Here is a 22,944-nt window from a genome sequence, read left to right on the forward strand (position 1 = left end):
TGAATCTCAACAAGCCTTAGAGCATGATCCCGAAAAGTGGGAACCGGTTTTCGGAAAAGATCATGCTCCAACAAAGGGATAGATCAGGATGGCGATTCAACCAATCGTCATCCTGATCTAGGCCGTGAACCCATAAATCTACCGGTCAGTCAGCTTGCCAGAGTCCGCTATGCCCCGATAGCGACCAAATTCCGCAGCACGGCGAAATGATGCGGTGGGCCAAAACCGGAAGTCGTCGCCCTACCAGGAATACCGCACCATGCCCTTGCCGGCATAGCTGGCGGTGACGTCGGAGAACTCGCCCTCGAAGGTGGCAGCAGCGGACCAGCCGTTCAGCCATTTCTTTTCGGCAGAGGCGGTGACGAGCGCGGAGTCGCTGGCCTGCGCGGCGCCGCCAACGACAAAGGATGCGCCCGGCAATGTCTGGAACGTCGCACCGATATTGCGGTCGGGGTTGAAATCATGCGCCCATGCCAGGCGCCCCCGCAGCGTGAAGATTCCGTCCGGCATCGCATATGATTTGTCGCCGCGAAGGCCGAGTTCGCTGCGCGTATCAGTGACACTCTTTGATGCATAGGCCAGCGCAAAGGTGTTGACGCCGGTTACCGCCTGCTCGGCATAGGCAGGCAGATCGAAGGTGGTGAACTGTCCTGCTGCGTAGGGCGTGATGCCGATGCCGCCCATCCACGGGCTGACAAAGCGATAGCCGCCTTCGACGCGACCCGAGAAGGCATTGGCGTTGAACTGCGCGCGCAACTGGTCGATGCCGGCCACCGTCACGGTGCGGTTGGTGGTGATGTCCTGCCAGCCATAGGCCAGCGCGCCGGAGAGATACGCCGCACCCGCATTGTGCCGGATGAAGGCGCCGGCCTGGAACATATCAGATCGGCCAGAGCCGCCATTGACGACGCTGAAGTTCGTACCACCGCCCGCCAGCGCAAAGCCTGCCAGCGTATCCGGCGAGATACGGTAATCGGCGCCGACCGCGATGCCTGCGATGCGGCTGGTCGTGTCGTTGGAGCCGAGTGTCGTGTTGCCGTCCGTGGTTTGCGAGCCGCCATAGCCTGCCGCCCACGCGCTCCAGCGCTGCGCGAGCGGATCGGCCATGACGGGCGCCTTGGTCAACATCGCATTGGCGGCCCGCGCCGCACCGGAGCGCGGCTTGTCCGTCGAGGCGTAAGCCGATGCGCCCGCCGATGATCCCGCTGAAACCGGATCGCCGCGACCGTCGATGAAGGGATCGGTCAGCAATCCCATGAACAGGTTCATCGCGTTGAAGGTCGTCTGCTGCGAGCCGGTCGCGGTCTCGCCGGAGGTTTGCGACAGCGCGGATGAGAGATTGCCTCCGCTCAATCCGAACAGACCGAGGAAGCCTGGCGGCAGCGCGCCGCCATTGTTGAAGAAGTTGTTGAGCGTGGATGCGACGGCCTGCGGATTGCCCGGCAGCGAGGTGCCGGCGCCGAGCGAGGCCGTGAGGTTCAGCAACACATCGGACGGCGTGTAGCTCAGGCCGACGTTGAAACCGGGCAGGCCGCCGCTCACGCCGCTGAAGGTGGTGCCGCCGAGGCCGTCGGCCGCCGACAGGATGGTGTAGCTCTTGCCGACATAGGTTCCGGGCAGGAATGTGGCCTGCACGGTGCCGCCGGTCAGGCTCGCGATGCCGGTGACGTTGGTGCGGTCGGCGGCCGATGGCGAGACCTCGACGCGGTAGATGCCGCCGGCGCCGAACGCCAGATTGCCACCGACCGTCAGCGTGCCGATCGAATTGCCGGGCGCGAGCACGCCGCCGGCATTGATGGTGGTATTGCCGACGGTGCCGTTGCCGCCGAGCGTGCCACCGGCATTGACCGTCACCGCCGAATTGGCGATGGAACCGTTGACCGCCAGCTTGCCGCCATTGACCGTGGTCGCCCCGCTATAGGTGCTGGTTGCGGTCAGGATGGTGGTGCCGTTCTCCACCGTCACCGCCCCCGCGCCGGAGATAATCGGGGCGAAGTCGTAGTTCGAGGCGGTGTGGTTGAAGACGATGCGGCCGGTGCCTGCCCCGAACGCGACCGAGGGCGTGGTCAGCGTGCCCGGCGCGGCCGCGGCCTGACCGGAGGCGCCGCCGATATTGAGCGTGCCGGTCGAGCCGGCAAAAGCGGCGATCTCCATGCCCGAAGCCGTCGAGACGGTGCCGCCATTGGCGATCGTCAGCATGCCGGTGCCGTATGGGCCGACGACGAGCGTGTCGGAATTGGTCCAGGCCGAGCCGGCGCCATCAACCGTCACGGTGCCGGTCGAGCCGGGAACGAGGCCGATCCAGCTGCTGACGCTGCTCACCTTGCCGCCGTTCTGGATCGTCAGCGTGCCGGTGCCGCCACTGCCAACAACGAGCCCGGCGGAATTCCAGACCGAGCCGGCGCCATCAACCGTCGCCGTGCCGGTCGAGCCGACATCGGTGCCGATCCAGCCGATGCCGGCGTTGCTCACCTTGCCGCCGTTCTCGATCGTCAGCGTACCGGTGCCGGAATCGCCGACATAGAGGTCGCCGGAATTGATCCACGACGAACCGACGCCATCAACCGTCACGGTGCCGGTCGAGCCGACCTTGTAGCCGAGGAAGCCGTTGCCGAGGTTGCTCACCTTGCCGCCGTTCTGGATCGTCAGCGTGCCGGCGCCGCGATTGCCGACATAAAGGGAGCCGGAATTGGTCCAGGCAGAGTCGGCACCAACAACCGTCGCGGTGCCAGTCGAGCCGGCATTGGCGCCGAGATAGCCGTTGGCGGCGCTCACCTTGCCGCCGTTCTGGATCGTCAGCGTGCCGGTGCCGCCCCTGCCGACATAAAGGGAGCCGGAATTGGTCCAGGACGAGCCGGCGCCATCAACCGCCACGGTGCCGGTCGAGCCTGAATTGTAGGCGAGGAGGCCGTTGCCGACGTTGCTCGCCTTGCCGCCGTTCTTAATCGTCAGCGTGCCGGTGCCGCTAGTGCCGACACCGAGGTCGCCGGAATTGGTCCAGGACGAGCCGGCGCCATCAACCGTCGCGGTGCCGGTCGAGCCGGCATTGAAGCCGAGGATGCCGTTGACGTTGCTCACCTTGCCGCCGTTCTGGATCGTCAGCGTGCCGGTGCCGCCATAGCCGACAACGAGGTCGCCGGAGTTGGTCCAGGTCGAGCCGGCGTCACCAACCGTCGCGGTGCCGGTCGAGCCGGCATTGAGGCCGAGATAGCCGTTGGTGGTGCTCACCGCGCCGCCGTTCTGGATCGTCAGCGTGCCGGTGCCGCCATTTCCGACAGCGAGGTCGCCGGAATTGGTCCAGGTCGAGCCCGCGCCATCAATCGTCGCGGTGCCGGTCGAGCCCGCATCGACGCCGAGATTGCCGGCGGTGGTGCTCACCGTGCCGCCGCTCTGGATCGTCAGTGTGCCGGTCGAGCCCGCATTGATGCCGAGATAGCCGGTGGTGGCGCTCACCTTGCCGCTGTTCTGGATCGTCAGCGTGCCGGTGCCGCCATAGCCGACAGCGAGGTCGCCGGAGTTGGTCCAGGTCGAGCCCGCGCCATCAACCGTCGCGGTGCCGGTCGAGCCGGCATTGAGGCCGAGATAGCCGTTGGTGGTGCTCACCGCGCCGCCGTTCTGGATCGTCAGCGTGCCGGTGCCGCCATTTCCGACAGCGAGGTCGCCGGAATTGGTCCAGGTCGAGCCCGCGCCATCAACCGTCGCGGTGCCGGTCGAGCCCGCATCGACGCCGAGATTGCCGGCGGTGGTGCTCACCTTGCCGCCGCTCTGGATCGTCAGTGTGCCGGTCGAGCCCGCATTGACGCCGAGATCGCCGGTGGTGGCGCTCACCTTGCCGCCGTTCTGGATCGTCAGCGTGCCGGTGCCGCCATAGCCGACATAGAGGCCGCTGGAACTGGTCCAGGACGAGCCGGCGCCATCAACCGTCGCGGTGCCGGTCGAGCCGGCATTGAGGCCGAGGATGCCGGTGACGCTGCTCACCTTGCCGCCGTTCTGGATCGCCAGCGTGCCGGTGCCGCCATAGCCGACGTAGAGGTCGCCGGAATTGGTCCAGGACGAGCCCGGGCCATCAACCGTCACGGTACCGGTCGAACTGACACTAAGACCGAGATAGCCGGTGAGACCGCTCAGGTTGCCGCCGTTCTGGATCGTCAGCGCGCCGGTGCCGGAATCGCCGACAACCACACTATACGCTTGCGCGCCGGTCGCTCCGACCACCGTGGCATTGGGCGCGACCGTGTCGATATACGCGTCCGTAGCGGTTGGAACGCCGGACGACCAATTGGTGGCGGTGAACCAATCGGTTGAGGTAGCGCCGGTCCAGTCGGTGGCGCGCGATGGCGTCGATGTCGCCAGGACCAGTCCGAGCGCCACCATGGAGCTGGTGCCCAGCAGGCGACGGAACAACGCGGTCAAGGTCAGCGCCGCAAAGCGGCTATTCGATCGCTTGCGCGCAACAACGGCCGCACCAGTTTCCAGCGCGCCTTCAGACGCTACAAAATAAGACAAGCCAAATCCCCCCGCAGCCCAGATAGCGACACTTGAAATTTCGTTGCGCCTTTGTGGCGCCGGTCGCGCATGGACCCGTTGAGCGGGGCTCTGCGGTATCAGGTTTAGCGGAGGAACATCGCGGAGTCCGACCAATATCGGTCATCCGACAAAGCGCGCGCCATATTTGGCCGACTGCGTCATTAATGTCACAGGAGGAACGCGGACAGTATATGAACGTCACCAGTTGGCTTAAGAGTTTGCCCGCCAGAAAGGAGCATGGGCGAACATTTCGCCAAAAGGAAATCGCAAAGACCCGATCTGCTTCAGCCCGTATTTGTATCGTGCGCGGAAGTTGATCGAACGGTTCTTCAACAAGATCAAGCAATGTCGGCGTGTCGCGACCCGGTACGACAAACTCGCAACTATCTGGCGTTCATCAAGCTCGCATCAATCCGGATTTGGCTACGCGCCAAGGAGTCCACGCCCTAGTCGATGCCGAGCGCCACATCACCCCGATCAAGGATCAGCGGGATGATCAGGTCTTCCTCATCGGCAAGATGCCGGGTCAGCATGGCGATCAGCCGGCTGTTTTCGTCGGCATAGGCGTCGGCGGCGAAGCGCTGTCTGTCCTCGCTCTCCTGAAGCGTCTTGATGAAGGCATTGGCGGCCTCGGCATTGCGCTCCAGCCCTTCATGGATGGTGTGGTGGTCGGCATCGAGGATCTCGAAGCCGCGCTTCAGCCGCGTCTCGGCCTTGGCGAAGGCCGGGAAATAGTGCTGGTCCTCGACATTGTGGTGACCGTCGAGATTACCGAGAAAATGATTGAGGCGCGGCGCAAACCAGCGTGCGAAGTCCGGCGCCGTCAGCCTGCCCTCGCGGTAATCGCCTATGCCCTTGGTCAGCATGCCGCCGAGTTCGCGGAACATGTCGTGCCGCTGCAGCCACATATTGGCAATGCCGTGGATGTTGGCATGGCCCTGCCAGTTTTCACGCGGATATTTTTCGGTCAGCCAGCGGAGATCATCCGGCAGGCCCACGCGTTCGAGAAGTGGAAAATTGGCGGCCTCGGTCATGACAGTCTCCTTTGGTGACTGGCATGTAGGGATCGAAAGACTAGATCGGTAGGCCCGTGATCCGCTCGATGATGGCGATGCCCCAGACACCGGCAACGATGAGCACCGAAATCAGCACCGCCAGCGAACCGCAGTCCTTGGCCAGCTGGATGTCGACATTGAACTCGCGGCTGAAGGCGTCGCATGCCGCCTCGATGCCGGTGTTCAGCACTTCGACCATGATCAAGAGCAGCACCGCGCCGATCAGCAAGGCATAGCCGCGCCATGAGATCGAAACGAACCAGCCGAGCGGCAAGGCAAGCGCCAGCAGCATCAGCTCCTGCTGAAAAGCCTTCTCGCTGACGGCCAGCTTGCGAAACGCCCGCACCGAATTGAAATAAGCGTCGATCAGCCGCTGCATGCCAAACCCCTTTCCGAATCACCGGCACGGGATAATGCAATGGCTGGCCAGATCAATGGAATAAGGCGACTTGTCCCAGATTCATTCGTCCGCCACCTTGATTGACGGCGTCGACTTTTCGAATTGCGGCAGCGTGTCGTCGATCGAATAGTAGTCGCCCTTGTCGCCGACAAAGATATGGCATTCTCCCTCGAGGCTTGTCGGCCTGTCGAACGATCCCGCCATGACTGAAATGTAGTCCTGGTCTCGTGGCTTCCAGAACAGGACCGACCCGCATGTCTTGCAAAACCCGCGCCTGGCGAAGGCTGACGCTTCGTACCAGGTGATGCTTTCCGTGCCTTCGATCACGATATCGGCGTCGGCAACATTGGTCGCGGCATAGAAATGTCCGCTCTGCTTGCGGCATTGCGAGCAATGGCAATAAATGACACCGCGCAGCGCTCCGCGCGTCCTGAAGCGAACCGCTCCGCACAGACACGCTCCCGTGTGATTGTCGCCCATCTCGACCCCTTCTTGAAGAAAAATTGCCCGGCATTCAGGATTCCAGCTTTGCGGCACCCACACGCAAGCAAATGCGACATGTATTGGCGCGGCAAATCCGAAATTCAGTTTCATTTTCAAGAGCGCAATGCGCGAATTTCGGATTCAAGGCCACCAAACTGGCGTCGGTATGGATTGTTGTGCGCGGATTAAAGCTTCTACAGCCACAGGTAGAGAAAAACGTGTCCATTTCTTACAAATTAAGGAAACTTTAGCGCAGGCGCATTTATTATCACGGCAAGTGAAGGTCGTGGGTGGGGACGCATCCTTCGTAAATTGCTCTGAAGTGTCTGTCGCGTTCCCCAGGTCGGCGACACAGGAACCCGCGAATTCTGCGGCGGAATCCGAGGGGAAGAATCAAAAATGCAGCCGGTACCTGTCCCGACCGAACGAAGCACCGACATCGCAGCCACTGCTGTTGCCACAATGCGCCAGCTGGGCGTGCTTGGCCTGCCGCGCAACTACGAGATTTTCTACGAGGCCCTGAGCGGCACCAATCGCGAACTCAGCCTCGCCGTCGTTTCGCTGAGCAGCCGGCCGACACAGGATGAACTGGATCAGATCGGGCGCACTTTCTTTGCCCATAATCATGGTCGCGGTATTGTCGAGCATGCCAGGGACGTCATTGCCAGGGAGCTCGAGGAAGTCGCTTTGCTGTTGAGGAGCGAGCGTAGCCACATCGAGAAATACGGCAGGATCCTCGATGAGACATCGAGCGGCCTCAGCGGCCGCAGCCTTCTGTCTCAGGATCTTTTGCAGAAGATCGCCAACGCCATGGCGATTGCCACCAATTCGACGATCGATCACGGCCGGCAGGTGGCCTCGACGCTCAGCGACAAGACGGCCGAACTCGAGAGCGTCAAGTCGAAGCTCGAGGAGTACAAGCGGCTGGCCGACACCGATCCCTTGACCCATATCTGGAATCGCCGCGCCTTCGACAAGGAAATCACCAGGATCTACAACAGCAACAAGGGTATCCTGTTCAACGCCTTGGTCCTTGCCGACATCGATCGCTTCAAGGACATCAACGACCGCTACGGCCACCCGGTCGGCGACAAGATCATCCAGATTATCGCCGACATCTTCCAGACCAGCATTCGCGGCGACATGTTCGTCGCTCGCACCGGCGGCGAGGAGTTCGCGCTGATCATCGAGGGCGCCAGCGAGGACGCCACCTATGAGATCGCCGAGCGCATTCGCGCCCTGATCGAACAGACGCCGTTCACCAGCAGCCAGACCGGCACGAATTACGGCACCGTTACCGTCTCGATGGGCATCTGCATGGCATCCGAGGCCGAGGGGCCGGAGGATCTCTACACCAAGGCCGACCGGGCGCTCTATCGCTCGAAAGTCAGCGGCCGCAACCGCGTCACCAAGCACTCGACAATGGCTGGCCGGGCCGGCAAGAGCTGGCTTCTCTACAAGAAGGACTGAGCTTCCCCGTCGGTCGCTTCTCAGGATTGTTTTTGCATCCGCCCCTTTCCATATGAATTTTTGTGGCCTATATTTTCCACAGAAATAGAAAGGCATTGCGATGCAACCTCAAACCGCTGCCAAGACAGCCGAGAATGCAGTCCTGACCAAGGCAACGCTGCGCGCGGCCGATCTGCTGGACATCACAGCCAGGATGCTGGCCTCGGTGATCGGTGTTTCGGAGGCCACGGTTTCGCGCATGCGCAGGGACGAATTCCTGCTCGAGCGCGGCACCAAGCCATTCGAGCTCGCCGTGTTGTTCGTCAGGCTGTTCCGCTCGCTGGACGCCATTGTCGGCGGCGACGCTTCTGTCGCCCGGGCATGGCTGAAGAACGCCAACACGGCATTCGATGCCGCTCCGCTTGAAAAAATCCTCACGATCACCGGGCTTGTCGATGTCATCGCCTATCTGGACTCCCGACGCGCTCTCGTCTGAAGCCGTCGGCATCGACGGCAAATACTGGCGCATGGTCGAGGCGCAGCACCATGTTTCGACGCTGAAAATCGTCGACACGCTCGACGAGCAGGCAATGCTGGAGGACCTGATCGAGGAAACCAAGCCGCGGATTCCCCTCGAATGCCGCCATCTCCACTATCTCCTGGCGACGCCCTTCCGCTACGGCTCGGTCTATCCGCACGGTTCGCGCTTCCGCCGCGCCGGCAGGACCAAAGGCGTCTACTATGCGGCCCAGACCATGATGACCGCGGTGGCCGAAATGGCCTTCTACCGGCTGCTGTTCTTTGCCGAGTCGCCCAAAACACCGTGGCCGAGCGACGCCGCCGAATACACGGCCTTTGCCGCCGCGATCAGATGCGCCGGGGCGGTCGATCTCACCCGGCCGCCGCTCGATCGCGACGCCACGGCATGGACACATCCGACCGACTATGCCGCTTGCCAGGCCATTGCCGATGTCGCCCGCGAGGCCGGGCTGGAAGCGATCCGCTACCGCTCGGCGCGCGATCCCAAAGGTGCCAATATTGCGCTGCTGACCTGCCGCGGCTTTGCCAAGGCCAAGCCGATGGAGCCGCAGACCTGGCGCATCCGGCTCGGCGCGTTCGGCGTGCAGGCGATCTGCGAGTTTCCGGAAAAACGCATCGAATTTTCCAGAACCGCCTTTGCCGATCCCCGTCTAACCGACTTGCGCTGGGAACGCGGGCACTGAACCGACCAAAGAAAAGCGCCGGATTTCTCCAGCGCTTTTTTCGTCAACCGTTCGGGTCGAAATCGAGCTTAGCCGTTGACGGCCTGCTTGTGCTGCACCGGGTGGCTCTTCTTCAACAGGTCCGAGACCAGGAACGCCAGTTCGATCGCCTGGTCGGCGTTGAGGCGCGGATCGCAATGGGTGTGGTAGCGATCCTGCAACTCCTCGGCGGTGATGGCGCGCGCGCCACCGGTGCATTCGGTGACGTTCTTGCCGGTCATCTCGACATGGATGCCGCCCGGATGCGTGCCTTCGGCGCGGTGCACCTCGAAGAAGGTCTGCACCTCCTTCAGGATGCGGTCGAACGGCCGCGTCTTGTAGCCGGCGGCCTCGATCGTGTTGCCGTGCATCGGGTCCGACGACCACACCACGCTGCGGCCTTCCTTCTGCACAGCGCGGACCAGCTTCGGCAGATGGTCTGCAACCTTGTCGGAGCCGAAGCGGGCGATCAGCGTCAGCCGGCCGGGCTCGTTTTCGGGGTTGAGCAGGTCGATGAGCTCCAGCAAGCCGTCCGGTGTCAGCGACGGACCGCATTTCAGGCCGAGCGGGTTCTTGATGCCCCGGCAATATTCGACATGTGCGTGATCGGGCTGGCGGGTGCGGTCGCCGATCCAGATCATGTGGCCTGAGGTGGCGTACCAGTCACCGGAGGTCGAATCGACGCGGGTCAGCGCCTCCTCGTAGCCAAGCAGCAGCGCCTCGTGGCTGGTGTAGAAATCGGTTTCGCGCAGCGCGTAGTTGGTTTCCGAGGTGATGCCGACGGCCTTCATGAAGTCCATCGTCTCGGTGATGCGGTTGGCGAGCGACTCGTACTTCTCGCCCTGCGGGCTGTCGGAGACGAAGCCGAGCATCCAGCGGTGCACATTCTCCAGGCTGGCATAACCGCCCTGCGCGAAGGCGCGCAGAAGGTTGAGCGTCGCCGCCGACTGGCGGTACGCCATCTCTTGCCGTGCAGGATCAGGAATGCGCGACTTGGGGTCGAATTCGATGCCGTTGATGATGTCGCCGCGATAGCTGGGCAGCGTCACCTCGCCCTTGGTCTCGTTGTCGGACGAGCGCGGCTTGGCGAACTGGCCGGCAACGCGGCCGACCTTCACCACCGGCTGCGCGCCGGCGAAGGTGAGCACCACTGACATCTGCAGGAAGACCCGGAAGAAGTCGCGGATGTTGTCCGCGCCATGCTCGGCGAAGCTCTCGGCGCAATCGCCGCCCTGGAGAAGGAATGCATCACCGGCAGCGACAGCCGCAAGCTGCTTCTTCAGCTTGCGCGCCTCACCTGCAAAAACCAGCGGCGGAAAGGTTGCGAGCTGGGCTTCCGTGTTCTTTAGCGCGGCAAGGTCCGGATAGGCGGGAACCTGCTTGATCGGCTTTGCTCTCCACGAATTCGGCGACCATTTCGTCATCGCTGCACCCAACGCTCTTTCCGACGGGCACCCTCGCCCGCCTTTTCCCGCCCTTATATGGGGTGGCGGCTCCATACACGAAGCCGATTTCCTATTCTAGACCGGAATTTCAGCGCCGGCGAATGCGTCGGCTGCGCTAGGCCGCCTTCTCCACCAGCCGCGCCAGTTGCGTCATGACCACCGCCGAGCCCGCCAGCCGCTTCTCGGCCGTCGGCCAATCGCGCGCGAACACGACGCTGTGGTCCGGCCGGATCTTGGCCAGCGAGCCCTGCTCGCCGATGAACCGGACCAGCCCGACCGGGTTGGAGAATTCGCGCTTGCGGAAATGGATGACGACGCCCTTCGGTCCGGCGTCGAGCTTCTCGACATTGGCCTTGCGGCAGAGCGCCTTGATGAAGACGATCTTCAGAAGGTGCTTCACCTCCTCCGGCAGCGGGCCGAAGCGGTCGATCAGCTCGGCGCCGAAGGCGTCGATTTCCTCGGTGTTTTCGAGATCGCCGAGACGGCGATAAAGCGCCAGCCTGAGCTGCAGGTCCGGCACATAGCTTTCCGGGATCATCACCGCCGTGCCGACGGCGATCTGCGGCGACCAGCCGCCATCCTGCACTTCGCCCGAATCCTTCACCTCGGCGACGGCTTCTTCCAGCATCTGCTGGTAGAGCTCGAAACCGACCTCCTTGATGTGGCCCGACTGCTCTTCGCCAAGAAGATTGCCGGCGCCTCTGATATCAAGGTCGTGGCTGGCCAGCTGGAAGCCGGCGCCCAGCGTGTCGAGCGATTGCAAGACCTTGAGCCGGCGTTCGGCGGTGTCGGTCAGCTTGCGGTTGGCCGGCAGCGTGAACAGCGCGTAGGCACGCACCTTCGAGCGGCCGACGCGGCCGCGCAATTGGTAGAGCTGCGACAGGCCGAACATGTCGGCGCGATGGATGATCAGCGTGTTGGCGGTCGGGATGTCGAGGCCGGATTCGACAATCGTCGTCGACAACAGCACATCGTACTGGCCGTCATAGAAGGCATTCATGATGTCGTCGAGTTCGCCCGGCGGCATCTGGCCATGGGCCACCGCAACCTTCAGTTCAGGTACGGATTCTCTCAGGAAATCATGGATTTCCGCCAGATCGCTAATGCGCGGAACGACATAGAAGGAATGCCCGCCACGATAACGCTCGCGCAGCAGCGTCTCGCGAATGACCAGCGGATCGAAGGGCGAGATGAAGGTGCGCACCGCCATGCGGTCGACCGGCGGCGTGGCGATCAGCGACAACTCGCGCACTCCAGTCAACGCCAGTTGCAGCGTGCGCGGGATCGGCGTCGCCGACAGCGTCAGCACGTGCACATCGGTCTTCAGGTCCTTCAGCCGTTCCTTGTGCTTGACGCCAAAATGCTGCTCTTCGTCGATGATCAGCAGGCCAAGGTTCTTGAACGAGATCGCGGAACCGAGCAGCGCATGGGTGCCGATGACGATGTCGACTTGCCCCTCGGCGATGCCCTTCTTGGTTTCGGCCAGCTCCTTGGCGCCGACCAGCCGCGAGGCCTGGGCAACACGGATGGGAAGGCCTGAGAAACGCTGCAAAAAGGTCTTGAAGTGCTGGCGCGACAACAGTGTCGTCGGCACCACCACCGCCACCTGAAAACCCTCCATCGCCGCGATAAAGGCGGCGCGCAGCGCCACTTCGGTCTTGCCGAAGCCGACATCGCCGCAGATCAGCCGGTCCATCGGCTTGCCGGCGGCAAGATCGTCCCGCACCGAGTCGATCGCGGTCTGCTGGTCGTCAGTCTCTTCATAGGGGAAGCGGGCGGCGAACTCTCCATAAAGGCCGTCGGCCGGCACCAATGCCGGTGCAGCACGCATCTGCCGCTCGGCGGCGATGCGGATCAACTGCCCGGCCATGTCGAGCAGGCGCTTCTTCAGCCGCGCCTTGCGCGACTGCCAGGCGCCGCCGCCAAGCTTGTCCAGCGTCGCCTCGGCTGTGTCAGAACCATAGCGCGACAGAAGCTCGATGTTCTCGACGGGCAGGAACAGCCGGTCGTCACCGGCATAGTGGATTTCGAGGCAATCATGCGGTGCGCCGACCGCTTCGATGGTGCGCAGGCCGATGAAGCGGCCAATGCCGTGGTCGGCGTGGACGACAATGTCGCCGGCCGACAGTGCCGAGGCCTCGGCAATGAAATCCGAGGGACGCTTCTTGCGTTTCGAACGTCGGATAAGCCGATCGCCGAGAATATCCTGTTCGGCGACGACGACCAGTTTTTCGGTCTCGAAGCCGGATTCGAGCGGCAGCACGGCCAGGGCCGCCTGCCCCGGCTCGAGCTTTTCGGCTTCCGCCAGCGTCGCGACCTGCTTGAGGTTGCCGAGATGGTGTTCGGCAAGGATCTGGCCAAGCCGGTCGAGCGAACCTTCGGTCCAGCCCGCAATGACGACGCGGCGGCGCGCCGCGCGCTCGTCGCCGATGTGTTTGACGACGACATCGAACACATTGATGCTGGGATCGGCGCGTTCTTCGACGAAGCTGCGGCCATGGCGCGAGCCGCCGTGGTAGACTTTTTTCGCCCCAGCGTCGGGCGCGTCGAACGGCGTGAAATCGATCGCTTCACGTGGTCCAAGCGAGGCGATCAGGTTTTCCGGCGAAAGATAGAGCAGGTCCGGCGGCACCGGCTTGTAGGGCACCGCATCCTTCAAGGCACCATCGGCCTGCTTCCTGCGCGCCTCGTAGTGATCGAGGATCAGCGTATGGCGCTCGGCCAGCGCCTCATGCGCCAGATGGTCGAAGATAACAGGTGTATCAGGCAGATAGTCGAACACGGTCTCCAGTCGCTCGTAGAAGAACGGCAGCCAGTGCTCCATGCCGGCGAAGCGTCGTCCTTCGCTGACCGCCGCATAGAGCCCGTCGTCGCGCTGTGGCGCGCCAAAGGCTTCGATATAGGAGCGGCGGAAGCGGCTGATGGTTTCCGGCGTCAGCGCCACTTCGCTCATCGCCTGCAGCGCCATCGACTTGCGCTGGCCGGTGGTGCGCTGGGTGGCGGCATCGAAGACACGAATCGATTCCAGCGTGTCGCCGAAGAAGTCGAGCCTGAGCGCTTCGGTCCAGCCGGGTGCGAACAGGTCGAGAATGCCGCCGCGGACGGCAAACTCGCCGACACCGCGCACTGTCGGCACGCGCTCGAAGCCGGATGTTTCCAGCCGCGACACCAGCGCGTTCATGTCGATCTGGTTGCCGGGTTTGGCATGGAACGTCTGTGCCTCGACAAGCTCGGCCGGCGGAATGCGCTGCAGCAGTGCATTGGCGGTGGTGAGGATGACGGCGCGGTGCGGTTTCTTCGCCAGCGCGATCATGGCGGTCAGCGCATCGAGGCGCTTGGCGGCGGCGTCCGAGCCGGGCGAGACGCGGTCGTAGGGCAGACAGTCCCAGGCCGGCAACTCCAGCACCGGCAGGCCGGGCGCCGCGAAAGACAGCGCCTCGATGATCGCCGGCAAGCGCTGGCCGTCGCGTGCAACGAACAGCACCGGCTTGTCGGGCGCGATTTCCAGTGCCGCCTGTACCAGCGCGAACGCCTCGTAGCCGTCGGCGACGCCGTCGACGATGAACTGGCCGGCGCGGCCTTTCGGCAGACCGATGGTGGGAATGAGGCTCATGAAATCACGTCGTTCAGAATGTCGTTGTTCAGAATGTCATGGAGTGGCGGAAAGCCAGGATCTTTTGCAGGACGGCACAATCGACATCCGCCGGAACCGGGCGTTCGCCGGTGACCATGGGCAGGAATTCGGTGTCGGGAATGTCGAGGAGCCTCTCATATTGGTCGATTTCCTCAGCCGTCAAGGCGCCGATCTCAGCGTCTGCGAAAGTGCCGAGGATCAGGTCCATCTCGCGCATGCCGCGATGCCAGGAGCGAAACAGAAGCTTGCGGCGGTGGGCGTCCAGCCCCTCGCTTGATCTCGTCGTTCCGGTCATTGTGCCGCATCCTCACTTGCTGCGGCGCATATAGCGTGGATAGAAGGTGCTGTCAGCCTTGCGCTGTAGCCGTCGCGACATAAGCTGACATCATGCGTCCTTCCATCCTCGATCCGCTGTTTGTTCCGATCACCTCGCTTGCCGGCGTCGGGCCGAAGGTCGGCGCCCTGATCGAGAAAGTCGTCGCCGCCGATCTCGGTGATCGCGCGGCCCGCGCCGGCGACCTTCTGTTCGTGCTGCCGCACACCGTCATCGACCGCCGCAGCCGGCCGGGCATCGCAGGATCCGCGGAAGGCCAGATCGTCACGCTCGACGTGCGCATCGACCGCCACCAGCCGCCGCCGCGCGGCAACAAATCGGTGCCCTACCGGGTCTACGCCCATGACGATACCGGCGAGATCGCGCTGACCTTCTTCCATGCCCACGCCTCCTATCTCGAAAAGGCGATGCCCGAGGGCGAGCATGTCGTGGTCTCCGGCCGCATGGAATGGTTCAACGGCCGCCCGACCATGGTCCACCCCGACCATATCGCGCTGGCCAGCGAGGCGGAAAACCTGCCGCTGGTCGAACCGGTCTATCCGCTCACATCAGGGCTCTCGGGCAAGGTGCTGCGCCGGGCGATCGGCCAGGCGCTGGCGCGTGTGCCTGAATTCCCCGAATGGCAGGACGGCGCCTTCATGCGCCGGCACACCTTTGCGGCCTTCGGCGATGCGCTCGCCCGCATCCACAATCCGGCCGACCCGATCGACGTCTCCGTCGACGGCGCCGCCTGGCGGCGCCTCGCCTATGACGAGTTGCTGGCGGGCCAGGTCTCGCTGGCGCTGGTGCGGGCAAAAGTCCGGCGCCTGTCCGGACGCCCCCTGGTCGGCGACGGCCGCATCGTCGAGAAACTACGGGCAGCACTGCCCTATTCGCTGACATCAAGCCAGGAGTTTGCGCTGGCCGAAATCAATGCCGACCTCGCCGATCCCGAACGCATGCTGCGGCTTCTGCAGGGCGATGTCGGTTCAGGCAAGACGGTCGTCGCGCTGCTGGCCATGGCGCGTGCCGTCGAGGCCGGCGGCCAGGCTGCCTTGATGGCGCCGACCGAGATTCTGGCGCGCCAGCATCTGGCGACCATCGCACCGCTTGCCGCCAAGGTCGGGCTGCGCATCGCTATCCTCACAGGCCGCGAAAAGGGCCGCGAACGCACCGATACGCTGGCCGGCCTGGCAAGCGGCGAGATCGACATCGTCATCGGCACCCACGCGCTGTTCCAGGACACGGTCACCTTCCACGACCTGGTCTTCGCCGTCATCGACGAGCAGCACCGCTTCGGCGTCCACCAGCGGCTTGCCATCACCGCCAAGGGCGATGCGCCCGACATGCTGGTGATGACCGCCACACCCATCCCGCGCACGCTGGTGCTGACCGCCTTCGGCGACATGGATGTGTCGAAGCTGACGGAAAAACCGGCCGGCCGCCAGCCGATCCGCACCGTCACGCTGCCGCTCGAACGGCTGGACGAACTGGTCGGCCGCATGGTCGACGCCGTCGCCGGCGGCCAGAAGATCTATTGGATCTGCCCGCTGGTCGAGGAATCCGAAGAGATCAAGCTGATGTCGGCCGAGGACCGTTTCGCCTCGCTGAAGCCGCTGTTCGGCGACCGTATCGGCCTCGTCCATGGCCGCATGAAGGGCGCGGAGAAAGACGAGGCGATGCGCGCCTTCAAGCAGGGCGAGACACGCATCCTGATCGCCACCACGGTCATCGAGGTCGGTGTCGACGTGCCGGACGCCACCGTCATGGTCATCGAGCATGCCGAGCGCTTTGGCCTCGCCCAATTGCACCAGCTGCGCGGCCGGGTCGGGCGTGGTGACAAGCCCTCCTCCTGCGTGCTGCTCTACAAGGACCCGCTCGGCGAGACCGCGAAACGCCGGCTATCGGTGATGCGCGAGACCGAGGACGGGTTCCTGATCGCCGAGGAGGATCTGAAGCTGCGCGGCGAAGGCGAACTTCTGGGCACCCGCCAGTCGGGCACGCCGGGCTTCCAGGTGGCGCGCATCGAGGCACATGCCGACCTTCTGGAGGCCGCCCGCGACGATGCCAGATTGGTCCTGTCACGCGATCCGGAGCTGCAATCCGAGCGTGGCGAAGCGTTGCGCCTGCTGCTTTACTTGTTCGGCCGCGACGAAGCCGTGCGGCTCTTGCGCGCCGGCTGAGCCAAGGCGGCAACCGACGGGTTGGCCAGCGTTCCCTCGATCGGCTCGCCGTTCACGACGACCATCTGCTTGACCTCAGGCGCCACCAGCCCAGCCGAGACGATCAGCTTGGCGCCGTCCTCGATCGTCATGTCGAGCGGCACGATGTCCGACTTCGGCACATACATGAGAAAGCCAGTGGTGGGGTTCGGCGTGCAGGGCATGAACACGGCAATCAACGGATCGCCTTCCTGATCGAGCTTCTGGTTGATCTCGGTTTCCTTCTCGCTGGCGACGAAAACCAGCGACCACACGCCTTTGCGCGGATATTCGACCAGCCCGACCTGGCGGAACATGTCGCCCTTATTCGACAGCACGGTCTCGAAAATCTGCTTCAGCGAGCCATAGATGCCGCGCACCAGCGGCATGCGGCCAAGCAGCCGCTCGCCGAAATTGACGATGGCGCGGCCGACGATGTTGGCCGTCAGGAAACCGATCAGCGTGATCAGGATCAGAGCAACGATCAGTCCGAACCCCGGAACCGGAAACGGCAGATAGGAGTCCGGGCTGTAACGGGCCGGAATATAGGGTTTTACCCAGGAATCGACCCAGCCGATGAACGACCAGGCGATATAGGCGGTGATCGCCAGCGGCGCGCAGACGACGAAGCCTGTGAGGAAATAGTTCCTCAGCCGGGTCATGCCGGAGGTCTTGGGAGCATCGGCCATGGTTCACCGGGGGCGCGGGTTGCACCGCAACATAGTGAACCAGAAGGCGCATTGGAACTGCGAAGTTTTTAAAGGGTTGATTATGCCGCCGCTTCCAACGGCTCAATCTTCTCGAGTTCCGGCGCCAGTTTCTTGGCTTCGGTTTCAAGTTCATAGGCCTGTTGAAAATTCATCCAGAATTCAGGCGTGGTGTTGAAATACCTGGCAATGCGGAGGGCTGTATCGGGGGTCAAACCGATCTCCTCCTTGGCAATGCGCTCGATACGGGTGCGCGGAAGATTGAGCTTTTTCGCAAGCGCACCTGCACTCATGCCGAGCGGGACGAGACATTCCTCACGCAGGAATTCTCCAGGATGCACTGGACGTACGAATCTCGATACCATTCGGCACAACCTCCCATTTTGGGAAGCAAAACCTACTCCACGGTCACCGATTTCGCCAGATTGCGCGGCTGGTCGACGTCCGTGCCCATGAACACGGCGGTGAAATAGGCCAGCATCTGGATCGGCAGCGCGTAGACGATCGGCGAGATGATTTCCGGCACATCGGGCAGCACGATCGTCTCCATCGTCTTGACGCTCGTCAGTGCCGCACCCTTGCTGTCGGTGATCAGGATGATCTTGCCGCCGCGTGCCGCCACCTCCTGCATGTTCGAAACGGTCTTTTCGAAAATGCGGTCATGCGGCGCGATAACGATGACCGGCATGTTCTCGTCGATCAACGCGATCGGCCCATGCTTCAGTTCGCCCGCGGCATAGCCCTCGGCGTGGATGTAGGAGATTTCCTTGAGTTTTAGCGCGCCTTCCATGGCCAGCGGGAAATTGGTGTCGCGGCCGAGATAGAGCACGTTCTTGTAATGCGCGAGGTCGCGCGCGATCTTTTCGATCTGGTGGTCGAGCTTCAGCACCTGGTTGGCAAAGCGCGGTGCCTCCGACAGTTCGCGCACAAAGGTCTTTTCCTGCTCCTTCGAAATCGTGCCGCGCGCCACGCCGGCACGCACGGCAAGCGATGCCAGCACGGACAGCTGGCAGGTGAACGCCTTGGTCGAGGCGACGCCGATCTCCGGTCCAGCCAGTGTTGGCAGCACGACATCGGATTCGCGCGCCATGGTCGATTCGCGCACGTTGACGATCGCGCCGATCTTCATCCCGGCCTTGCGGCAGTAGCGCAGCGAAGCCAGCGTGTCGGCGGTCTCGCCCGATTGCGAGATGAAGAAGGCGGCATCATTCTTCGACAATGGCATTTCGCGATAGCGGAATTCGGAGGCGACATCGATGTCGACCGGCAGCCGCGCATAGCGCTCGAACCAGTATTTGCCGATCAGGCCGGCCAGATAGGCGGTGCCGCAGGCCGAAATCGCCAGCCGGTCGATTTTTGCGAAATCGAAAGGCAGGTCGAGCGGCTTGGAGACGCCGCCGACAAAATCCAGATAGTTCGCCAGCGTGTGCGAGATCACCTCGGGCTGTTCATGGATTTCCTTCTCCATGAAATGGCGGCGGTTGCCCTTGTCGACCATGAAGCTGGTCGACAGCGACTGCTGGCGCTTGCGGTCGACCTTTTTGCCGTCGATATCGAAGATCTCAACACCGTTGCGGCGCACCACCGCCCAGTCGCCATCTTCCAGATAGGTGATCGAATTGGTGAACGGGGCAAGCGCGATGGCGTCGGATCCCAGGAACATCTCACCATCGCCATGGCCGACGGCCAGCGGCGGACCGTTGCGGGCACCGACGATCAAATCCTCGTCGCCCTTGAACATGATCGCCAGCGCGAAAGCGCCTTCCAGACGCTTCAGCGCCTGATGCGCGGCCTCGACCGGCTTCAGCCCCTTGGCCAATTCGCGCGCCACCAGATGCGCGACGACCTCGGTGTCGGTCTGCGACGAGAAAGAATAGCCGTCGCGGATCAGCTCCTCGCGCAATTCGGCGAAATTCTCGATGATGCCGTTGTGGACGATGGCGACGCCGTCGGAAAAATGCGGATGCGCATTGGTCTCGTTGGGCACGCCATGCGTCGCCCAGCGCGTGTGACCGATGCCGATCGTGCCGTCGAGCGGCTCGTCCTTGAGCCGGCGCTCGAGGTTGATCAGCTTGCCTTCGGCGCGGCGGCGGGCAAGCTGGCCATGCTCGATGGTGGCGACGCCGGCCGAGTCATAGCCGCGATATTCCAACCGCTTCAGCGCATCGACGATGAGCGGCGCAACCTGCGAGTGGCCGACGATTCCAACGATACCGCACATGCAGACAGCCCCCGATTCCCCGTGGAAAACCAGCGCTATTTAGGGATGGCCGGCCTGCCGCGAAAGTCACATTGCATTTCGTCCCGTGTAACGGAACGCTCATTCTTGTCGATGCACCATGGCAGACCGCTCTTGCAATCCGGTTACTGCAATCGTTCGGTTTTTTGCGGGCCGGTTTTACTTTTTCTTCGCAGCCGCGGCGGAAGCAAACCGTTCGCGCAATTCCTTGCCCTTGCCGGGGATCGTCTTTTGGCGAGCACGACCGAAGGCCAGCGCATCGTCGGGCACGCTTTCGGTGATCACGCTGCCGGAGGCGATGTAGCCGCCCTTGCCGATGGTGACAGGCGCCACCAGCGAGGAATTCGAGCCGACAAAGGCGCCCTCGCCGATATCGGTGAAGAACTTCGAGTAGCCGTCATAATTGCAGGTGATGGTGCCGGCGCCGATATTGGCGCCCGCGCCCACCCGGGCGTCACCGATATAGGTCAGATGGTTGACCTTGGCGCCCTCCTCGATAACAGCCTGCTTGACCTCGCAGAAATTGCCGACCTTTGCCTTTTGCCTGAGATCTGCCCCCGGCCGCAGCCGTGCGTACGGCCCGACATCGCAATTGGACGCAATGGTGGCGCCCTCAATATGGCTGAAGGCATGGATCTTGGCGCCCGTGGCGATCTTTACCCCCGGACCAAACCAGACATTGGGTTCGACGATCGTATCAGTGCCGATCTCGGTGTCGTGCGAGAAGTACACGGTCTCCGGCGCGATCAGCGTCACGCCCGACAGCATCACTTCGTGGCGGCGGCGCGCCTGCCAGATGCCCTCGGCCTGCGCCAGTTCGGCGCGGTTGTTGATGCCGAGCGCGCTCTCGAAGCTGGCTTCGGTGGCAACGACGTCCAGCCCCCGCGCGCCGGCGATTTCGACAATGTCAGTGAGGTAATATTCGCCCTTGGCATTCTTGTTGCCGACCGCGTCGAGCAATTTCAGCGCGTGGGCGCCCGCCACCGCCATCATGCCGGCATTGCAGAAGGTTATTTTCCTCTCCTCCTCGGAGCAATCCTTCTCCTCGCGGATGGCGACCAGCTTGCCGTCCTTTTCGATCAGCCGGCCATAACCGGTCGGACTGGGCGGACGGAAACCGATCACCACGACCGCAGCACCTTCCGCCAGCTTCAGTCGCGCCACGGTGAGCGCATCCGCGTCGATCAGCGGCGTATCGCCGAACATCACAAGGATATCGTCATAACCCTTTGATATTGCATCGCGCGCGGCCAATACGGCATGCGCAGTGCCAAGGCGCTTTTCCTGCACAAACGTCTCGGCCTTTGGCGCAAACTTCGCCGCCGCCTTGCGCATCTCGTCCGCGCCATGGCCAATCACCAGCGCCTGGCTGCCGGCGCCCGCGGCTTCGGCCGCTCTCACGACATGGGCAACCATCGGCAGCCCGGCAATCTGGTGCAGCACCTTCGGCAGCACGCTCTTCATGCGCGTGCCTTCGCCGGCGGCAAGGATGACGGACAGGCAGGTTCTCTGGCTCATGGAAGGGCAACCATAGGAAAAGGGTTGGGAATCAAAGCATGCTAGCAGTGGCGCCATGCTGCACCAATGCGGTTAAATTCCGGTGAGATGGTGGAGCAGCTGACTCTTAATCAGTGGGTCCCCGGCGTGCATTTCGCATTTTGGGCCACGAGATTACCCCAGCCGCCCCAGCACCGGGAAATTCTCAAGCAGCCAGTAGGACACGGTCTGCACGCCACCGGTGAGGAAAAACACGCCGGCGACGACCAGCAGCGCGCCGATCGCCTTTTCGACGCGGCCGAGATGGACGCGGAATTTGCCGAGGAAACGCATGAAAGCGCCGGAGAACAGGGCAGCGATCAGGAACGGGATGCCGAGGCCGAGCGAGTAGGCGGCGAGCAGCAGCGCGCCCTCGCCCACCGTCTCGCGGCCGCCGGCCAGCGTCAGGATCGGCCCCAGCACCGGGCCGATGCAGGGCGTCCAGCCAAAGGCGAAGGCCAGCCCCATGACATAGGCGGCGACCGCACTTGCCGGCTTGCCCTGCGACTGGAACCGCGCCTCGCGCGACAGCAGTGGAATGCGCAAAATGCCGAGGAAATTCAGACCCATCAGGATGATCAGCACGCCGGCGCCCATCGCCAGCGGCTCCTGCCAGACGCGCAGCCAGTGGCCGATGGTCGAGGCGCCGGCGCCCAGTGCGACAAAGACGGTCGAGAAGCCGAGCACGAAGGCCATCGAGGAATAAAGCAGCGCACCGCGCGTGCCTTCGCGCGCGGTCGCACCCGCATTGCCGCGGAAATCGTCGACCGACACGCCGGCCATGTAGCAGAGATAGGGCGGCACCAGCGGCAGCACGCATGGCGACAGGAACGAGATGGCTCCCGCCCCGACCGCGCTGACATAGCCGATGTCCAATGCCATTTCCAAAAACTCCAATGCCGTGACGCCGATATAATGACGCGCAGCCTTGTCCACCAATCACCATTGTGTTGGCAAGATCATGGTTGCCGGGGGAAGAAACGGCAACCCGCAGGCGTTGATACAGCGAGGCCGCGATTTCCCGCGCGTCTCCAGATATCAGTCAGGGAGATTTCCATGAAAACCATAACCGTAGGGCTGGCAGCGCTTTTGCTCAGCACCGCCGCATCCTTCGCAGCCGACGCGTGGAAGGAAGCCGAGGTCAATGGCACCAAGATCTACACCGACGCCAACGGCATGACGCTTTATACCTATGACAAGGATGAGAAGGGCAAGACCAATTGCTACGACAAATGCGCCACCAACTGGCCACCGCTGAAAGCCGAAGCCGGCGCCAAGGCGGATGACGAATGGAGCGTTGTCGACCGCACCGACGGCACCAAGATGTGGGCCTATGACGGCAAGCCGGTCTACACCTTCATCAAGGACAAGAAAGCCGGCGATGTAAGCGGTGACGGGGTCGGCGAGGTCTGGCATATCGTCAAGGCCGACTAAGCACGCCAATCCCGCCTGCTGGCGGAACAAGGGCTGGCCGCCGGGCATCTTCATGCAGCCGGCGGCCGGTATCAACAAGCCTGTTATAATGTCGCCCGTTCCGGTTCGGGGCAGCATTTCAGCGACTCGGCGGAAAAACAGATCGGGTCGTTTTCGATGACTCGGGACCACCATCTCCCTTTCCCGAAATTCTGTGATTTTCTCCATACACTCTAAGAGTGTATTGCTGCGCAGAGCCCCGCAATTTGGTCGCTTCCCCTTGACCGGATGCAAAAGCGCG

General features: G+C 63.0%; 17 protein-coding genes and 1 pseudogene. 6 read left to right on the top strand and 12 right to left on the bottom strand.

Annotated features, from left to right (window positions below; translation table 11 throughout):
• Window positions 1-240: 240 nt before the first annotated feature.
• Window positions 241-4,506 carry an autotransporter domain-containing protein gene (locus FCU66_RS06275; protein ID WP_136625398.1) on the bottom strand — a complete coding sequence of 1,422 codons (4,266 nt, stop codon included), beginning with the start codon at window positions 4,504-4,506 and terminating at the stop codon, window positions 241-243.
• A gap of 253 nt (window positions 4,507-4,759) precedes the next feature.
• On the opposite strand from FCU66_RS06275, the pseudogene FCU66_RS06280 reads away from it, so the two are divergent.
• Window positions 4,760-4,977 (top strand): annotated as a pseudogene (locus FCU66_RS06280) (IS5/IS1182 family transposase); the annotation flags it as partial.
• Here FCU66_RS06280 and FCU66_RS06285 read toward each other — a convergent pair.
• From FCU66_RS06285 to FCU66_RS06295, 3 genes are all read right to left on the bottom strand, one after another.
• The gene (locus FCU66_RS06285; protein ID WP_136621646.1) at window positions 4,974-5,561 is read right to left on the bottom strand and encodes a hemerythrin domain-containing protein; all 588 of its coding nucleotides are present in this window, start codon (window positions 5,559-5,561) and stop codon (window positions 4,974-4,976) included. The pseudogene FCU66_RS06280 and the gene FCU66_RS06285 sit on opposite strands and share 4 nt — an antisense overlap.
• 40 nt (window positions 5,562-5,601) lie before the next feature.
• Window positions 5,602-5,961 carry a diacylglycerol kinase gene (locus FCU66_RS06290; protein ID WP_109669321.1) on the bottom strand — a complete coding sequence of 120 codons (360 nt, stop codon included), beginning with the start codon at window positions 5,959-5,961 and terminating at the stop codon, window positions 5,602-5,604.
• An 81-nt stretch (window positions 5,962-6,042) separates the two neighbouring features.
• Window positions 6,043-6,462 (bottom strand): GFA family protein, encoded by a 420-nt coding sequence (locus FCU66_RS06295; RefSeq protein ID WP_136621647.1) that lies wholly within the window; start codon window positions 6,460-6,462, stop codon window positions 6,043-6,045.
• 402 nt (window positions 6,463-6,864) lie between these two features.
• Here FCU66_RS06295 and FCU66_RS06300 point away from each other — a divergent pair, with 402 nt between their 5' ends.
• The 3 genes from FCU66_RS06300 to FCU66_RS06310 all read left to right on the top strand — a co-directional run bounded on the left by FCU66_RS06300 (window position 6,865) and on the right by FCU66_RS06310 (window position 9,137).
• A complete protein-coding gene (locus tag FCU66_RS06300) occupies window positions 6,865-7,935 on the top strand; it encodes a GGDEF domain-containing protein (RefSeq protein WP_136621648.1) in 1,071 nt (356 codons plus the stop codon).
• Window positions 7,936-8,035: 100 nt separating this feature from the next.
• Window positions 8,036-8,410: an MbcA/ParS/Xre antitoxin family protein gene (locus tag FCU66_RS06305; RefSeq protein ID WP_136621649.1), complete on the top strand. Its 375-nt coding sequence runs from the start codon at window positions 8,036-8,038 to the stop codon at window positions 8,408-8,410.
• Window positions 8,370-9,137 (top strand): RES family NAD+ phosphorylase, encoded by a 768-nt coding sequence (locus FCU66_RS06310; RefSeq protein WP_136621650.1) that lies wholly within the window; start codon window positions 8,370-8,372, stop codon window positions 9,135-9,137. The genes FCU66_RS06305 and FCU66_RS06310 overlap by 41 nt, the downstream gene beginning before the upstream one ends.
• Window positions 9,138-9,205: 68 nt before the next feature.
• On the opposite strand, the gene FCU66_RS06315 is transcribed toward FCU66_RS06310, so the two are convergent.
• From FCU66_RS06315 to FCU66_RS06325, 3 genes are all read right to left on the bottom strand, one after another.
• The gene (locus FCU66_RS06315; protein ID WP_027036780.1) at window positions 9,206-10,579 is read right to left on the bottom strand and encodes a class II 3-deoxy-7-phosphoheptulonate synthase; all 1,374 of its coding nucleotides are present in this window, start codon (window positions 10,577-10,579) and stop codon (window positions 9,206-9,208) included.
• Between the two features lie 136 nt (window positions 10,580-10,715).
• Window positions 10,716-14,213 carry a transcription-repair coupling factor gene (mfd, locus tag FCU66_RS06320; protein WP_136621651.1) on the bottom strand — a complete coding sequence of 1,166 codons (3,498 nt, stop codon included), beginning with the start codon at window positions 14,211-14,213 and terminating at the stop codon, window positions 10,716-10,718.
• Window positions 14,214-14,241: 28 nt separating this feature from the next.
• Window positions 14,242-14,529, bottom strand: coding sequence for a succinate dehydrogenase assembly factor 2 (locus FCU66_RS06325; protein ID WP_136621652.1), 288 nt, complete (start codon window positions 14,527-14,529; stop codon window positions 14,242-14,244).
• Between the two features lie 92 nt (window positions 14,530-14,621).
• On the opposite strand from FCU66_RS06325, the gene recG reads away from it, so the two are divergent.
• Window positions 14,622-16,730: an ATP-dependent DNA helicase RecG gene (gene recG / locus FCU66_RS06330; protein WP_136621653.1), complete on the top strand. Its 2,109-nt coding sequence runs from the start codon at window positions 14,622-14,624 to the stop codon at window positions 16,728-16,730.
• Here the strand turns inward: recG and FCU66_RS06335 are convergent.
• The 5 genes from FCU66_RS06335 to FCU66_RS06355 form a co-directional block, all read right to left on the bottom strand.
• Window positions 16,682-17,437, bottom strand: a complete 756-nt coding sequence (locus FCU66_RS06335) for a DUF502 domain-containing protein (protein ID WP_136621654.1) — start codon at window positions 17,435-17,437, stop codon at window positions 16,682-16,684. The genes recG and FCU66_RS06335 overlap by 49 nt on opposite strands.
• Window positions 17,438-17,517: 80 nt before the next feature.
• On the bottom strand, window positions 17,518-17,820 hold the full coding sequence (locus FCU66_RS06340; protein ID WP_136621655.1) for a HigA family addiction module antitoxin: 303 nt from the start codon (window positions 17,818-17,820) through the stop codon (window positions 17,518-17,520).
• Between the two features lie 32 nt (window positions 17,821-17,852).
• Window positions 17,853-19,676, bottom strand: coding sequence for a glutamine--fructose-6-phosphate transaminase (isomerizing) (gene glmS, locus FCU66_RS06345; RefSeq protein ID WP_136621656.1), 1,824 nt, complete (start codon window positions 19,674-19,676; stop codon window positions 17,853-17,855).
• A gap of 177 nt (window positions 19,677-19,853) precedes the next feature.
• Window positions 19,854-21,212: a bifunctional UDP-N-acetylglucosamine diphosphorylase/glucosamine-1-phosphate N-acetyltransferase GlmU gene (gene glmU, locus FCU66_RS06350; protein ID WP_136621657.1), complete on the bottom strand. Its 1,359-nt coding sequence runs from the start codon at window positions 21,210-21,212 to the stop codon at window positions 19,854-19,856.
• Window positions 21,213-21,365: 153 nt separating this feature from the next.
• On the bottom strand, window positions 21,366-22,112 hold the full coding sequence (locus FCU66_RS06355) for a cytochrome c biogenesis CcdA family protein (protein ID WP_136621658.1): 747 nt from the start codon (window positions 22,110-22,112) through the stop codon (window positions 21,366-21,368).
• Window positions 22,113-22,286: 174 nt separating this feature from the next.
• Here FCU66_RS06355 and FCU66_RS06360 point away from each other — a divergent pair, with 174 nt between their 5' ends.
• On the top strand, window positions 22,287-22,664 hold the full coding sequence (locus FCU66_RS06360) for a COG4315 family predicted lipoprotein (RefSeq protein ID WP_136621659.1): 378 nt from the start codon (window positions 22,287-22,289) through the stop codon (window positions 22,662-22,664).
• Window positions 22,665-22,944: the final 280 nt, after the last annotated feature.

This window comes from Mesorhizobium norvegicum (assembly GCF_004919685.1).
Lineage (GTDB): Bacteria > Pseudomonadota > Alphaproteobacteria > Rhizobiales > Rhizobiaceae > Mesorhizobium > Mesorhizobium norvegicum.

Coding starts and splice junctions, on each gene's coding strand:
- FCU66_RS06300 (WP_136621648.1), top strand. CDS start 6,865: ATGCAGCCGGTACCTGTCCCGACCGAACGAAGCACCGACATCGCAGCC.
- FCU66_RS06295 (WP_136621647.1), bottom strand. CDS start 6,462: ATGGGCGACAATCACACGGGAGCGTGTCTGTGCGGAGCGGTTCGCTTC.
- glmS (WP_136621656.1), bottom strand. CDS start 19,676: ATGTGCGGTATCGTTGGAATCGTCGGCCACTCGCAGGTTGCGCCGCTC.
- FCU66_RS06315 (WP_027036780.1), bottom strand. CDS start 10,579: ATGACGAAATGGTCGCCGAATTCGTGGAGAGCAAAGCCGATCAAGCAG.
- FCU66_RS06285 (WP_136621646.1), bottom strand. CDS start 5,561: ATGACCGAGGCCGCCAATTTTCCACTTCTCGAACGCGTGGGCCTGCCG.
- FCU66_RS06325 (WP_136621652.1), bottom strand. CDS start 14,529: ATGACCGGAACGACGAGATCAAGCGAGGGGCTGGACGCCCACCGCCGC.
- FCU66_RS06360 (WP_136621659.1), top strand. CDS start 22,287: ATGAAAACCATAACCGTAGGGCTGGCAGCGCTTTTGCTCAGCACCGCC.
- glmU (WP_136621657.1), bottom strand. CDS start 21,212: ATGAGCCAGAGAACCTGCCTGTCCGTCATCCTTGCCGCCGGCGAAGGC.
- mfd (WP_136621651.1), bottom strand. CDS start 14,213: ATGAGCCTCATTCCCACCATCGGTCTGCCGAAAGGCCGCGCCGGCCAG.
- FCU66_RS06335 (WP_136621654.1), bottom strand. CDS start 17,437: ATGGCCGATGCTCCCAAGACCTCCGGCATGACCCGGCTGAGGAACTAT.
- FCU66_RS06340 (WP_136621655.1), bottom strand. CDS start 17,820: ATGGTATCGAGATTCGTACGTCCAGTGCATCCTGGAGAATTCCTGCGT.
- FCU66_RS06310 (WP_136621650.1), top strand. CDS start 8,370: ATGTCATCGCCTATCTGGACTCCCGACGCGCTCTCGTCTGAAGCCGTC.
- recG (WP_136621653.1), top strand. CDS start 14,622: ATGCGTCCTTCCATCCTCGATCCGCTGTTTGTTCCGATCACCTCGCTT.
- FCU66_RS06290 (WP_109669321.1), bottom strand. CDS start 5,961: ATGCAGCGGCTGATCGACGCTTATTTCAATTCGGTGCGGGCGTTTCGC.
- FCU66_RS06355 (WP_136621658.1), bottom strand. CDS start 22,112: ATGGCATTGGACATCGGCTATGTCAGCGCGGTCGGGGCGGGAGCCATC.
- FCU66_RS06305 (WP_136621649.1), top strand. CDS start 8,036: ATGCAACCTCAAACCGCTGCCAAGACAGCCGAGAATGCAGTCCTGACC.